This is a genomic window from Paenibacillus sp. J22P169, from assembly GCF_059691995.1.
In genome coordinates this window covers 342,461-356,869 of sequence record NZ_JCAUAO010000005.1, presented here as the reverse complement: position 1 = coordinate 356,869, position 14,409 = coordinate 342,461, and the positions used below count along the sequence as shown (strand labels likewise).

Below are 14,409 nucleotides of genomic sequence, written 5' to 3'. Positions count from 1 at the left end.
AGAAGAGGCCGCTCCCACGAGGTGCGAACGGCCCCTTCTGCTAACAACTGCTTTAGAATTACTTAATTGTGGTCCATTTCAATTCCCACTCTTGACCGAATGAAGGAAGAATCAAACCGTTAACTGATGGCTTTTTCAAGTAAGCACGAGTACGGAAGTACAATGGCGCTACACCTTGATCGTCCATAAGGATTTTCTCAGCTTCAACCAATGATTTAGCACGTTTTGTAACGTCTGTTTCTGTTTGAGCGGATTTTACAAGCTTATCGTACTCAGGGTTGCTGTAATCACCTTCATCAAACTCGCCGCCAGTTACCCACATATCCAAGAACGTCATTGGATCGTTGTAATCTGCGCCCCATAGGGAAAGAACGATGTCGAAATCTTTTTTGGAGGAAAGCTCGATACGCAATGCGTGAGGAACTGGGTTCGCTTCAGCTACGTAACCAAGATTTTGTTTCCATTGTGCAAGGATAAACTCAAGTGATTTTTTCGCAGTTTCAGTATCATCCGCGTTCACTTTCATTTTTGGAAGAGCAGTTAGACCAAGCTCTTTCAAACCTTCAGCAAGCAAAGTTTTTGCTTTAGCAGCATCGAACTTCGGTTGTGTTTCGCCAGCTGTTTTACGGAATTCGCCGCCAGCACCGTCAGAAGTACCACCTGGTACTAAACCAGTGGAAGCTACGGAACCGTTAGCAAGAACTGTATCTACATAAGCTTGACGATCGATTGCCATACCAAGCGCTTGACGGATTTTTTTGTTTGCAAGAGCTGGTTGTTTTTTCACTTGATACATAAGGTAGGAGTTCGTCAACTCTGGTTTAGGAAGGTTGTCTGGTTTACCTTTGTACAAAGTCAATTGGTCACGGTTGATTTCAGTCAAATCAGCCGCTTCTGTTTCATATAGGTTAAGGCCTGTATTTGTATCTTTAACGATATTGACAGTTGCTTTTGTTAATTTCACATTAGCAGCATCCCAATATTTTTCGTTTTTAACAAGTTCAAGTGTTTGGCCATGATCCCATTTGCTCAAGATGAATGGACCTGCACCGATAACTTTGTCAGCTTCTGCGCCGTATTTGTCGCCAGCTTTTGTTACGAAATCTTCACGTTGTGGCAAGAAAGTTCCGAATGCAAGCATTTGTGTAAAGAATGCGATCGGTTTTTCAAGTGTAATTTGAAGTTGCTTGTCGCTAAGAACTTTAACGCCTAGAGCGTCTTGTGCTTTTTTCACATCTTCAGGAGTTTTAGCTTTAGTTACAGCTTCTCCACCTTTAATCCAAGCTACTACAAAGCTATATTGCCCTTTTGTTGCTGGATCCAATGTACGTTTGAAGGAATAAGCAAAGTCTTGAGCTTTTACAGGCGTACCATCTGACCAATTCGCGTTATCACGAATGTCGATTGTGTACGTAAGACCATCTGTGGAAATTTTAGGGAAATCTTTTGCAAGACCAGGAGTTGCTTTGCCATCTTTATCTGTACGATATAGACCTTCGTTAAATGCGCTAATGAAAGTAAAAGCAGCATTTGCTGTTGCTTTGGAGCTATCCATAACAGGTGGCTCTGCTGAGAAATTGATTTTAATTTCTTGCGGCTTGTTGGAAGCAGGAGCTGTTGTTCCTGTTGCTCCACCAGTTGGAGATGTTGTTGGTGTTGTTTCCTCGTTTTTACCACAACCAACTGCTACGCTACCCATGAGCGTTAGTGCTACTGCTGTAGAAACCCATTTTGTCGTTTTCATAAAACTCCTCCTTTAAAATATGTATGTCTAGACATCTATGGCTAGGTGTTTTGTCAGCTTTATTTACATAAACCTTACACCCTTAACCCGGAGATCAATGAAACCGCTTCTTTAATGTCATGTTACATTACTTAGATCTCTGGTAAAAAAAATTACTAGAGTCTACGCAAGGAATTATAACATATACAATGAGTTTGTCCACAATTAATTTACCTGCGACTAAATAACTAGTAAAAAAATTTACTCTCACGGTTTTTAATTATACAACCAACGGTCAATAAAATCTAGACGATTTTGTTTGTTATTTTCTACAAATCTCAAAGAAATATTACAAAGAAACATTAATTTATTGCCCAAAACACCCAATAATAGGTAAAACCAATTCCATTCTATGTCGAAAAAAGGTAGTTTTTGCCGATATGCACGAAAAACAACAAGATGTAAAGGGCCGATAATCCTACAAAGCTAAGGCGCCATACTAGCCTGCCTACTTTGATTAAATTAGTCTCCCCTTTCAAATGATTTTGATAACCTCCAATAATCCCAAAGGCAATTAACAAGATGAGAACAATTAACCAGAAACCAAAATGCGTATGAAAAAGCTTGTTCCACATTAAGGACACAGATCCTAGTAGAAACAAGGTTGTAATATCCATAGTAAACCTCGTGGTCATTTTCTTATCCTTTAGAATTAGAAAGATGATAAACCAGAACAAAGCAAACGTTAGAAATGGCGCTACAGCCAGCATTGCATATAAGGTAGATAATAGACTAACGAATCCATTCAGCAAGAAGAGTCACCTCTTAATTTTCTATCGCTTTAACCATTCTATACACCATGTCATGCGTGGGGAGCTTGTGACCCATCTCTTCGGCCATCTTTACTAAACTACCATTTAAATAATCAATTTCCGTTTGACGCGCAGCCTCAATGTCCTGCAGCATGGACGAATGATTCGTTTTTGTTGCTTCACATACCATTAGAATCGTGTCCCACAGGTCATCTGGGAGCGCAATCCTCTTGACCTTCGCAAAGCTAAGAACTTCCTCGTATAAATCCTGCATTAGTGATCGACTCCATGTCGAACGAAGCAGTTCGCCATTGGGTACACGTAGAATCGCAGTGAGCGGGTTGATAACGACATTGATGACTAACTTGCTCCAGATTCTGACTTCCATGTTGTTCGACAATTCCGCACGAAATCCTGCTAACTTCAACATCTGCACGAAAAAAATATGTTGGTTATTTGGAGTAAGCTGCTTATTTGATTCCAAATCCCCAAAATAGGTGATTCCGTGCCCTGTATGACTGACTGACGTAGGACCAATTCGCTTAGCCCCTTCTGTTGTAACGGCAAATAATAGCTTATCCTGTCCGATGGCTTGGCTTAATTTCAATTCATGACCAACCCCATTTTGAAAGCAAACGAGGTAAGTATGATTCGTCATTTGACCTCTAATATAGTTGATAAGCGCTGCAGTGATAGCGGTTTGTTTCACCATAAGGAAGATATAATCGACTTGCCGCGCTTGCCGATCTACTTCTTCTCTCGTTTCCTCGGAATAACTGCTGAATGCGATTGGTTTCGCAAACTCCGTCGCTTGAACCGATATCCCATCTAACTGAATCCCGTGCTCAGCCAATTCACTAGCTTGTCCTTCCGCCCTAGTTACCACTGTTAACTGCGTACAAAACGGTGCAAGCTTAGCGGCAAAAAGAAGCCCAAGAGAGCCGGCACCTACGACCATGATATGCATGTAATAACCACCTTTGATCTGTTTATCCACTATCCACTATTATACAGCAAAAAAGCCACAGACCAAGGCTCTCCTTGATCTGTGGCTTTGCAATGCAACCTGATTACGATTACTCTACTCTTTCCAAATTACCATTAGCATCCATTTTGAAGCGCGGCTTCTCTTCTTCCTCTTCTTCAACCAGAAATGCCATTTTCCTAGCACGATCCATAATTTGAATAAGCGCTTTATAATCATCATTCACAACACGGTAATCTGTCTCAACTTCATTTACTTGCTTATTCAACTTATTATTTTCTCTGCCAAGTCTATCGAGTTCGTCCTCTTTGTCCTGCAGCTCTTTTTCCAACGTTTTAATATGACGATTCATATCCTGATAGGTACTGCGCCATTGCCGTAAGAAACGAATGACTGCATCTATAGAGAGAGTTTCTTCTGTAAATACTTCATTCTTACCCGTCGATACTTCTGGACTATCAAGTAAACCAATCGAAGAAGAGCCTGAAATCGAAACAGGTGCGTGCTTTTTCATCTGTGTTCGCTTCTGACGCTGTGCTTTGGCGATTTGGATCGCCGCTTCATATTTTTTCCTAACAAAGCTGTTCCAACGAAACCCGCATGCGGCCGCTGTTCGTCCAATGCGCTCGCCAACTTCTTCAAACGCAGATAATTGTGTACTTCCTTCTCGGATATGACGCAATGTCAACTCCGCTAAAATTAAGTCGTCTTCATCGCTCCAAGCATCTTGTCTAATTGCCGACATAAGGCCAAACCTCCTAACAAATTATAGGGATCTTTGGTCGGAGAGCAAAGTCTCTCCTTTTGGGGAGCTTCGATTCCTGATCAAATTCTCTCCTATTGCGGATGCATCATAAAAAAGAATCAATTAGTCAGACAGGTATCAATTGATTCGTTGCCATTATTACTATTTCTATGCCCGTACTAGAGTTCATAGAATCTATTTGATACTAAATGGTATTGCCAAATTTTTTGACACTCATACATGGGATTCGTATAAAAAGACATACTACGTCTATATGATGAAATGTTTTCAATTTCGTCACCGTTTGACGGTTTACACCACTTGGATCAAACGGTATAATGTGTTGTAGTTAAAGTGCAACGTGGTACGAGAGGGGGATGTAACGAGAATGGATCGCATGTTTCGGGTTCTAGGTTTTTGGACACTTGTTATCGCACTAATGAGCTTAGCTGGCGATATGATACCTATGTCTCTGATTTTCTTTTTTCAAACTGCCGTATTCGTCATTCTAGGCTATATGCGCTTGTCAGAACGTACTTACATATTGTTGTTCTGGGGATATATGATTATCTCCTTCAGCGGATTTACGTATTGGTCATTTTTCAAAATGTCCATCTAAGACAGACGACGAACAAAAAGGTGAATCGGCATTTATGCCGATTCACCTTTTTTAATTGCAATAAATACTTTAAACAATTCGCTCATACCGTCACTTAACAGCAATTGTCGAATTGAACGATTCCTTTTGGAAACTTCGCTAAATGGATTCGGATCGAAATGACTTTGCAGCTTATCTAAGATGCCCTGCTCCACTAAGAACTGACGCTGTGTCTGCAGCAGATAAGGCTCAAACCCACTGGAAACCGCGGCGGCTTGACACAGACTAAAATTAACATGAGCGGTTATGTCCTGTTCACCTGGGTCGATAAAGGGGTTATCATGCGCTTCGTGCTTACGGTAGCACATTAATGTCCCCCGATGCCGATGAGAAGCGTACAACTCCTCTTCTACATCTCCATAATCGATTGCAATAACGCACCCGTTATGGATCCGCTCCGAGAGTCGGACATACCAATCTACTGCTTCTAGATTCACTTCACTTATCTGTCCCTCTTGCCATTGAACTTCTAACGCGTTTAGATAGTCTAATATGCGTCCTGGTTGAAGAGACAGCCAGATTTCTTGGAGATGAGGTTCTTCTTCCTTCCAAATGACATACGATTCTTGAAATGTTCGATCCTTATATCGAATACGATGAATCGGAAAGGCATCCAGCAGTTCATTGGCCAAGACATAGACAGATTCTTCAGGTGGCTCACTTAACCAAGCCGTTTCATCCATGAAGCGAATTCGCTCAACATGTTCAACGAGTATCTCTTTTTGCAGTTGGCGATGGTAGGCGCTCGATTCAATTAGTGTATACCTTACTCGTTCATAGACATCGTGGGCAGCCCGTCTCAATTCATCCAGCAGATGGAGCGCCATGCGCCCGTTCCCTCCCCCCCATTCAACTACTTCAATGGAAGCTGGCAGACTGAATTCAGATTGAAGTCGTTTGTGAATGAAGGAGGCTACCATTTCCCCCATTACGGTTCCTATGGAAGAGCTCGTATAGAAATCCCCTTGCTTCCCAATCTTTATTTGATCCTTGCGGTAATAGCCACCTGGATCTTGGTATAGGCAAATCTCCATATAATCTCGAAAGGAAATCCTTTGATTGTCCGCGGTACTAATACGTTCTTTCAATGCACCTAGAACGCCTGTGTGCCCTAGTTGATTCACGATCGCAAAACCCCCAGTTCTTTACTTACAGACAAATGAATATGAAACCCTTATAATGATAAAGGATTATGGAAGGAGAGACAGCCCAGCATGACTAAGAAGTGGATTACCCTAACAGCGATAACGGCAATTGGCCTAGTCTCGTTGACAGCCTGTACAGACAACACGCAAGTTAAAGAAGCATTTCAACAATCCGTAAACAAACAATCAGACATGAAGTCGTATACGTTTGATGGAAGCACGACTCTCGCAATTCATGATGGATTAATGAAATCAGCGAACCCTCTTACCAACGGTTTGTTATCTTTGATTAGAGAGAGTACGATTACGTGGAAGGGTATTAGCCATCTAGATCCCCTCCAATATCAAACAGACTTACGCATAACGCCTAAGGGATCAACATCCCCCATCGATATTCCAATTCTCATTAAAGATAGCAAATTGTATTTTAATATGCCAGCCTTAAATAAGACAGCTGATGAGTTTTACGCGATTGATTTACAAAAAATGAAAGGCACCACGGCCAGTCCACTTACGGCTGACACGTTGAAGAATACACCTCAAGTTTCGACTGCACTTACGAAGTTGATCTTTGAAGGCATCGATGCCAAATGGTTCAAACAAGCCAAAGACCCGATCAAACTAGCTGACGGCTCTTCAGCGAAATCAATTCAAGTCGATGTGACAACGAAGAATTTAAAAGATATCAACACACAACTCCAAGCCAAATTACCAGAGTTCATTGGAACCTTGCAAACAAATGGCCTATTAACAGCTGACAAAGCAGATGCACTTAAGAAAAATGGTGCTTCTACTGTTGCACTTAAAACACCAAGCAGCATGAAGATTGCCATTGATGATCAAGGCTTTATTCGCGATCAAACTTTGGATATCACGTTCACGGTGACGATGGATGGTAAAGCTCTCGACAATCATATTGAACTCCATCAAACCTTTGATGCTATTAATCAAAGTGCACCTCTGACCAAGGAAATTCCTTCAAAGGTGAAGAGTTTTGATGACATTCTCAAGCTGTTAACACCTTCAGCCAAAAAATAGGAACAAGGTCTAATACTTACCTTTCCCCAAAGGTAAGTATTTTTTTGTGCTTCATTTAATAGAAATATGATAATCTATTCATAGGGGGAGAATACCATCAATGAATGCTAATAAACTCGCAGCTTGGCTGTTGTCCATTGTTTTGCTCGCGCAACTCACATTGCCTTACGGAGGCGCTTTGGCCGAAGGAACCCAATCAACTCAAGACGAAGCCAAAGAGCTGCTCCAAAAAGGGCTTACTATTTTCGAAATCGATAAAGAAGTCGCTCGTCTCAATGAGCAGGATGCCAAAATTGGCGACCAAATTAAACAGAATGAAAAAGATATCGTGAAGCAAAGCGGTAACGTTGACGCGACTCGCAAACATGCAGGTAAAGTATTAAGAGCTTACTACACCGGAGATCGTGACTCGATCTGGATGCTTCTCTTTGCAGCCAACTCCTTCACCGATGTCCTGCGCATGTTCGAATACTTACAGATGATCATCACGAATGACCATCGCTCACTAGCATTGTTCACGGATTCCTTTCAGAAGCTCACAAAGTTACAAACGGAACTAGCAAATTCTCGAACTGAGCTGCAAGTGACCAAAGATAAATTTCTACAGCAGCGCGAGAGACTCGTTAAGCTCCAAGAAGAGTTGGACAAACAATTGGCTGTCAGTGCCCAAGCACAAGTTATTGCATCCCAAATCAAAAGCTTAAATGATCAATGGAAACAAGAAGGTTTACCTTTGGCGAGGAATTATTTGGACGATTTATCCATGGCATTCCGTGATCTGCCACAATTCCTGATGAAAGACAGCAAGTATATTAACTTCACTTCCAAAACACCCGTCATTAGCCTTACGGACGTAGATTTTAATGCTTATCTGCATTCGAAAAGCGAGCTGCTACAAACGTTGAATTTTGTGTTCAATGATGGATCTATGGTGGCAACAGGCAAAAAAGATGGTTTGCAGATTACGATCACTGGAAACTTCAACCTATTAACAACTGACGGAATGAATGAAGTCCGATTCGTCGTTGATAATTTAGAATTTAATGAATTTAAGCTGCCGGATACCACCATCGAAGACTTTACGAAGGAATTCCAGCTAGGCTTTATCCCGAAAAAAGTGGCAAGTTACCTCGATGTGCTTAGTGTCGAGACCAAAAAAGGCGTGGCAGTTGTGAAACTCAAATTATCTCTGTAAACTAGTAGGGATAATGAATGTAAAGTGAGGATAACAACCATGGAATTCAAAATAGGTCTAATGATGGATCTACCGGACGGAAAAATACCTGGCTTCTATGCCCAAATCGTTAAAGCACTTGCCGGTAAAGTCGAGTTATTCGATCGCGATAAAGAAATGCTGATTGTCAGTAACGAAGAGCAGCAACGTGCCGCTCTTGAAGTGATGGCGCATTTTAATATTGAAACAACGTTGATGGACCTTCGCCTGCTCAATGAGGAAGCAGAATTGACAGACTTGTTCACTGATTACGGCTTTACTAGCCGCGCTGAACATAACTATCTGTATGATAAAATCGTGATCCCTTTCCGTTTCACAGCCACTAGTCCAGCTGTCGAGGTCGATCAAGCTGCACTTCAAGTTGAAGAGCATCTCATCGCACAATATAAGGACGGAGATCACGATGTATATGTGGTTGATCGACAGCTCGAAGAGCTCATGCACGGTATTGCCAAAGCCTATCGCTGCAGCATTGAAATATTGCGCTAATGCAGCAAAAAGCCCACATCGACTGATGTGGGCTTTTCTCTATTTAGAGCAAATCAGCTGCTAATTGAGCCAGATGCGAGCGTTCGCCGCGCTCTAGTGTGATATGTCCGCTGATACCTTCCTGTTTAAAGCGCTCTACCACATACGTAAGCCCATTGCTTGAAGCGTCTAGGTATGGATGGTCGATTTGATCCGGATCCCCTAAGAGAACGATTTTACTGCCCTCACCTACGCGAGATACGATGGTTTTCACTTCGTGCTTGGAAAGGTTCTGAGCTTCATCAATGATAATAAATTGCCCAGGAATGGACCGCCCGCGAATATAAGTTAACGCCTCCACTTGAATACTACCTAGACCGGCGAGTATTTTTTCAATATCACCTGGTTTTTTGGTATCGAACAAGTATTCCAAATTATCGTAGATCGGCTGCATCCAAGGGCGCAGCTTTTCATCTTTTTCACCAGGCAGGTAACCGATATCCTTGCCCATCGGGACGACCGGACGAGCAATCAGCAACTTCTTATATTTACGATCATCCTCAATTTTCATGAGCCCCGCAGCTAATGTAAGCAGCGTTTTACCTGTACCCGCTTTCCCAGTTAGGGTGACGAGCGGGATATCGTCATTGAGCAGAAGCTCAAGTGCCATTCGCTGCTGCGCATTTCGCGCCGCAATTCCCCAGATGGGATCATTACTCATGTAAAGCGGCTCAAGCTTTTTGGCATCTGGTGTAACTTTGAGCAATGCGGACTTGGAAGAGCCGAGCTCATCACGCAAGATCACGAATTCGTGAGGATGCAGCATGTAGCTCAAGTTAAGTGAAGTAACGGTTAAGAAGCGATACGAATAAAATTCATCAATTATGGAAGGATGAACAAAGAGTGTGATATAGCCGGTATACATATCGGTTTGAGCCACAATCCGATCTGTTAGGTAATCCTGTGCAGGTATACCAAGTACATCCGCTTTAATTCGAACCAACGTATCCTTACTTACGATAACGACAGGTCGAGCCACATCATTTTCTTGTTCTTCCAGATGATAGTTTAGTGCAACTGCTAGAATGCGATTGTCGTTCGTTAATTCAGCAAACGTATCTTGCAGCTTCGCAAAGCTGCGATGATTGAGCTCCACTTTAATACTGCCGCCATGCCCAAGTGTTATACCATCAGATAAATTGCCTTTGGCTCTTAATCCGTCTAGCAATCTCGAGACATGTCTGGCGTTGCGACCGATTTCATCCGCATTTCGTTTCTTAGAATCGATTTCTTCCAACACCACGGCGGGTATGACCACTTCATTATCTTCAAATGCGAATAAAGCATTAGGGTCCTGAAGCAGTACATTGGTATCTAACACGTAAATTTTTTTCATTGGTGTGTCCCCTCCCAGATTTGGCGTTAGATCATTGGTTATATTCATACATACAACCTAACCGTACAGGACAAACTAAACGCGAGATTCAAGGAAAGAAGGGAACGATTCTGGTGAGACTAATATACGTATGCGGACTGATATTGATCCTCGCGGTAGGCTGCAGTCAAGCGCCGAAAAGTGGTGCCCCCTCTCAAGATACGAATCAAAGACAAGTAAAAGTTCAACAAATTGCTCCGCAAAAGCTTGAAATCAAAGATTCTAAGGCAGTTGCAGCGCATTTGGAAAACCTAGCATTGAGTATCCCTCAAGTTGAGAGCGCACATTGCGTGGTCTTCGGCAATACAGCCGTCGTCGGCATTAACATTAAGAAGGAGCTTGATCGCGCCAAAGTCGGAACCGTCAAATATTCGGTTGCTGAGGCCCTGAAGAAGGATCCTTATGGTGTGAATGCGATCGTCACAGCTGATATGGATCTAGATCAACGCTTGCGCAACATCCGGGATAACATTCAAGCAGGAAGACCGATCACAGGCTTTGCAGAACAGATGGCTGACATCGTTGGTCGCGTTATGCCACAACTGCCCCGAGATATTCGCAATGATCCAGATATCGATAATGCAGGTCCTAATGGGAATAGCCCTCAGGTTCCAGCCCGATAACTCGCTGAAGATGACAAAAAGCCTGACTGCATACGCAGATCTAGGCTTTTTTTATCGCATCAAAAACTTGGCCGAGTGAAAAAAGGGCATCTCGGCTCTCACAAGCTTTCGCATATTCAGCTTTAATGATCATGTGGGCGCTATCTATCCATTGCATCGGTGCAGCTGTCAGAAGTTCAGCCATATCGTTTGCGCCTCCTACTAGGTGGTTGAAAACGCTCCTTACACTTACAGTATAGCATAGCGAGTGCCAAGCGTTCCACCATTATGTATCTATTTTCATTTAAGCAGGCACTCCTTATTGCCCAGATATAATTTAGTGTACGTTGATTTGTTAAAGTTATGTCCGTAATTCACTTGTAATTCACAGCGTTAAACGGTTATTGATTATTGTAAATCGGATTCGAGTTAATATCATCTAACAGCTTCTCGGCACTCTCACGATCGAAACAATGCTTATGATATTCGGCTTCCTGTTCATAGCCAATCCATATTTTCATCGGATCATCTATAGGAAGAACTTCTAACTTACTAACCCCGTGATCTTCTACTAAAATAAGTGCGAAAAAATCCAACGTTTCTTTCGCCGCTTCATCCTCAGGACGAGCCTGGGACACGATATGCATTTGCAGCCAATTGAAAAAAGCATCCCCTAGCTTCATCTCAGCGTCCATCCTCTCTTAGTAGAACAATATCATAGCCAGCATCTAACCAATCCAACCATTGTTTTATCCACACGTCATGCATCCCATAGCTAGCTTCCTTTTGTTCGTCCATCGCCATTACCAAGGCCTTCGCCTCACGCCTATTCAACAAACGGTCCAGAAAGGCTTCTGCACAGTGCGAAAGATGAAAAGGCTTACCATCAAACACAATGTCACCTTCATGCGTTAAATCCAATTCTACGAGGTCTGATCCACACATTTCTTCCTCATCGCTCAGCAGCAGACTTGATTTAAACATGGCAAGCAAACGAGGATGATGACGACCTGCAAGCTCGCGGAATGCTTCAAACTCTGAATCCGATAGGCAATTTATGCGCTCCGCGCCTAACACAAGCGGCGAATAACCGAGGATAGGTGTTATCCAGTAATGGTTCATAAGGCATGGGCCTCCCTACTATGAAGTCGGTCTCTTGCCGGTTCTTTTTTCAATAAAATAGCGAATTCTCACCATAAACATTAGAGAAATAGCTACCGCTAAGCAAAGTACAATAGGCAATCCTACAATTTGAAAAACAAGCAGCATGACAGACCCGATCGCTAGCAACACATAGATAAGAGCAGCTTTGAGAACAGGCAATTTGCGCGTACGAAACACTTTATTGTATACATAGGACATGAATACAAAGATTAATAGATACGTGATGAAGAGGTGATTGGCAAACCATTCATTCAAGGCAGTCAACGAACATACACTCCATTTCATTAATTAAGTTAAATCATCCAAAGTAAGTCATTCCTCATTATCCCTTAAAACGACAATAAAATAAAGGGAAATGCAGCTAGAAAGCCGACATTTCCCTTTATTCGAATACTTTGTGAATTATGCGTTAGCTTCCGCCATTTTGCGGTTCTTCTCAGCACGCTCGCGCTCGCTCTTGTTCAAAATCTTTTTACGGATACGAACGGATTTCGGAGTGATTTCACAGTACTCATCATCGTTCAAATACTCAAGCGCTTGCTCCAAAGAGTACATACGTGGAGTTTTCATTTTAACTGTTTCTTCTTTGTTCGCGGAACGAATGTTGTTTACCGCTTTTTCTTTACAAATGTTAACGATGATATCGTTGTCGCGTGTATGCTCACCAACAACCATGCCCTCGTAAACTTCTGTTTGTGGATGTACGAACAAGATACCGCGATCTTCAACGGAAAGAATTCCGTACAATGTGGATACGCCTGACTCGCTGGAAACAAGTACGCCTTCGTGACGTCCACCAACGTTTGCTCCTTGATAAGGACCATAGCTGTCGAACGCATGGTTCATAATTCCGTAACCGCGCGTTAGTGTCAAGAAGTTCGTTCTGTAACCGATCAATCCACGTGCTGGGATCAAGAACTCTAGACGAACGTTTCCGCTGCCGTTGTTGATCATGTTAACCATCTCAGCTTTACGTGAACCTAGGCTTTCCATAACGGAACCCATGCTATCTTCTGGAACGTCGATGATCAAACGCTCAATCGGCTCCATTTTTTGTCCGTCGATTTGACGAATGATAACTTCTGGTTTGGAAACTTGTAATTCAAAGCCTTCACGACGCATGTTTTCGATCAAAATACCTAAGTGAAGCTCACCGCGGCCTGAAACGATAAATGCATCTGGGCTATCTGTATCTTCAACGCGCAAGCTTACGTCTGTTTCAAGTTCTTTGTATAGACGCTCACGAATTTTACGGGAAGTAACCCATTTACCTTCACGACCTGCGAATGGCGAGTTGTTTACGATAAATGTCATTTGAAGCGTTGGCTCATCGATTTTCAATACTGGCAGTGCTTCTGGGTTCGCTGGATCAGCCACCGTTTCACCAATGTTGATATCTTTGATACCTGCAATGGCAATGATGTCCCCTGCAGCTGCTTCTTCAATCTCAATACGCTTCAAGCCTGTGAAACCGAAAAGCTTCTCGATTCTAGCTTGTTTTTGTCCGCCTTCACGTGTCATAACCGTAACTGTTTGACCTTGACGGATTTTACCACGGTTCACACGGCCTACACCGATACGACCCAAGTACTCATTGTAATCCATCAATGTAACAAGGAATTGAAGTGGTTGCTCAACATCTTCCGTAGGAGCTGGAATGTGTTGAACGACTGTTTCGTAGATTGCTTCCATGTTATCATCTTGTTTCTCTGGATCAAGACTTGAAGTTCCTTGCAATGCAGATGCATATACCACGTGGAAATCAAGTTGCTCATCCGTAGCACCAAGCTCAATAAACAAGTCAAGCACTTCATCAACAACTTCTTGTGGACGAGCGTTTGGACGGTCAATCTTGTTTACTACTACGACTGGGGAAAGGTTGCTTTCAAGTGCTTTACGTAGAACGAACTTTGTTTGTGGCATTGTGCCTTCGAAAGCATCAACAACCAACAATACACCGTCTACCATTTTCATGATACGTTCAACTTCTCCGCCGAAGTCAGCATGTCCAGGTGTATCTACAATGTTAATCAAATAGTCTTTATAGTTAATCGCCGTATTTTTGGCAAGGATGGTAATACCGCGTTCTCTCTCTAGATCATTGGAATCCATTGCTCTTTCTTGAATAGCCTCGTTGTCGCGGAATGTACCGGACTGTTGAAGCAATTTATCTACGAGTGTTGTTTTACCGTGGTCAACGTGTGCGATGATGGCAATATTGCGAATTTTGTCTCTTGCATGCATGAATGTCAAACCCTCTCTACCCTATAATTTTCGTCTCTGTTCATAAAACAAGCGTCGGACATAAGCGCCGACGCTTGACATTTACCCTTAGTATACGCAGTTTCTCGACATTATGCAAGATAAAAGGCACAGGAATCAAAACTTTTAACTGGAAAG

Annotated in this window: 16 protein-coding genes; 5 read left to right on the top strand and 11 right to left on the bottom strand. The window is 42.6% G+C overall.

What is annotated here, in order from left to right; all coding sequences use genetic code 11:
• Positions 1-58: 58 nt before the first annotated feature.
• The 4 genes from AC58QG_RS24075 to AC58QG_RS24060 all read right to left on the bottom strand — a co-directional run bounded on the left by AC58QG_RS24075 (position 59) and on the right by AC58QG_RS24060 (position 4,265).
• Positions 59-1,744: a peptide ABC transporter substrate-binding protein gene (locus tag AC58QG_RS24075; protein WP_497364640.1), complete on the bottom strand. Its 1,686-nt coding sequence runs from the start codon at positions 1,742-1,744 to the stop codon at positions 59-61.
• A 389-nt stretch (positions 1,745-2,133) separates the two neighbouring features.
• Positions 2,134-2,535 (bottom strand): DUF3397 domain-containing protein, encoded by a 402-nt coding sequence (locus tag AC58QG_RS24070; RefSeq protein WP_497364639.1) that lies wholly within the window; start codon positions 2,533-2,535, stop codon positions 2,134-2,136.
• Positions 2,536-2,548: 13 nt separating this feature from the next.
• Positions 2,549-3,502, bottom strand: a complete 954-nt coding sequence (locus AC58QG_RS24065; protein ID WP_497364638.1) for a ketopantoate reductase family protein — start codon at positions 3,500-3,502, stop codon at positions 2,549-2,551.
• Between the two features lie 109 nt (positions 3,503-3,611).
• Positions 3,612-4,265, bottom strand: a complete 654-nt coding sequence (locus AC58QG_RS24060; protein ID WP_310226983.1) for an RsfA family transcriptional regulator — start codon at positions 4,263-4,265, stop codon at positions 3,612-3,614.
• Between the two features lie 388 nt (positions 4,266-4,653).
• On the opposite strand from AC58QG_RS24060, the gene AC58QG_RS24055 reads away from it, so the two are divergent.
• Positions 4,654-4,884: a DUF2626 domain-containing protein gene (locus AC58QG_RS24055; protein ID WP_028558057.1), complete on the top strand. Its 231-nt coding sequence runs from the start codon at positions 4,654-4,656 to the stop codon at positions 4,882-4,884.
• Between the two features lie 32 nt (positions 4,885-4,916).
• Here the strand turns inward: AC58QG_RS24055 and AC58QG_RS24050 are convergent, their stop codons facing one another.
• Complete coding sequence (locus AC58QG_RS24050; protein WP_497364637.1) at positions 4,917-6,047, bottom strand: class I SAM-dependent methyltransferase; 1,131 nt, start codon at positions 6,045-6,047, stop codon at positions 4,917-4,919.
• Positions 6,048-6,137: 90 nt separating this feature from the next.
• On the opposite strand from AC58QG_RS24050, the gene AC58QG_RS24045 reads away from it, so the two are divergent.
• The 3 genes from AC58QG_RS24045 (at position 6,138) to AC58QG_RS24035 (ending at position 8,829) form a co-directional block, all read left to right on the top strand.
• On the top strand, positions 6,138-7,106 hold the full coding sequence (locus tag AC58QG_RS24045) for a hypothetical protein (RefSeq protein ID WP_497364636.1): 969 nt from the start codon (positions 6,138-6,140) through the stop codon (positions 7,104-7,106).
• Between the two features lie 100 nt (positions 7,107-7,206).
• On the top strand, positions 7,207-8,301 hold the full coding sequence (locus AC58QG_RS24040) for a hypothetical protein (protein ID WP_497364635.1): 1,095 nt from the start codon (positions 7,207-7,209) through the stop codon (positions 8,299-8,301).
• A 39-nt stretch (positions 8,302-8,340) separates the two neighbouring features.
• Positions 8,341-8,829: a hypothetical protein gene (locus AC58QG_RS24035; protein ID WP_497364634.1), complete on the top strand. Its 489-nt coding sequence runs from the start codon at positions 8,341-8,343 to the stop codon at positions 8,827-8,829.
• A 43-nt stretch (positions 8,830-8,872) separates the two neighbouring features.
• Here AC58QG_RS24035 and AC58QG_RS24030 read toward each other — a convergent pair whose 3' ends face one another.
• Positions 8,873-10,204 carry a PhoH family protein gene (locus AC58QG_RS24030; protein WP_056609685.1) on the bottom strand — a complete coding sequence of 444 codons (1,332 nt, stop codon included), beginning with the start codon at positions 10,202-10,204 and terminating at the stop codon, positions 8,873-8,875.
• Positions 10,205-10,317: 113 nt separating this feature from the next.
• Between AC58QG_RS24030 and AC58QG_RS24025 the strand changes: the two genes are divergently transcribed.
• Positions 10,318-10,866, top strand: coding sequence for a YhcN/YlaJ family sporulation lipoprotein (locus AC58QG_RS24025; RefSeq protein WP_497364633.1), 549 nt, complete (start codon positions 10,318-10,320; stop codon positions 10,864-10,866).
• 40 nt (positions 10,867-10,906) lie between these two features.
• On the opposite strand, the gene AC58QG_RS24020 is transcribed toward AC58QG_RS24025, so the two are convergent.
• The 5 genes from AC58QG_RS24020 to typA all read right to left on the bottom strand — a co-directional run bounded on the left by AC58QG_RS24020 (position 10,907) and on the right by typA (position 14,253).
• Positions 10,907-11,050, bottom strand: coding sequence for a hypothetical protein (locus AC58QG_RS24020; RefSeq protein ID WP_497364632.1), 144 nt, complete (start codon positions 11,048-11,050; stop codon positions 10,907-10,909).
• A 196-nt stretch (positions 11,051-11,246) separates the two neighbouring features.
• Positions 11,247-11,528: a hypothetical protein gene (locus tag AC58QG_RS24015; protein ID WP_497364631.1), complete on the bottom strand. Its 282-nt coding sequence runs from the start codon at positions 11,526-11,528 to the stop codon at positions 11,247-11,249.
• Between the two features lies 1 nt (position 11,529).
• A complete protein-coding gene (locus AC58QG_RS24010; RefSeq protein ID WP_497364630.1) occupies positions 11,530-11,967 on the bottom strand; it encodes a hypothetical protein in 438 nt (145 codons plus the stop codon).
• An 18-nt stretch (positions 11,968-11,985) separates the two neighbouring features.
• The gene (locus AC58QG_RS24005) at positions 11,986-12,264 is read right to left on the bottom strand and encodes a YlaH-like family protein (protein WP_497287961.1); all 279 of its coding nucleotides are present in this window, start codon (positions 12,262-12,264) and stop codon (positions 11,986-11,988) included.
• A gap of 147 nt (positions 12,265-12,411) precedes the next feature.
• On the bottom strand, positions 12,412-14,253 hold the full coding sequence (gene typA / locus AC58QG_RS24000) for a translational GTPase TypA (protein ID WP_497364629.1): 1,842 nt from the start codon (positions 14,251-14,253) through the stop codon (positions 12,412-12,414).
• Positions 14,254-14,409: the final 156 nt, after the last annotated feature.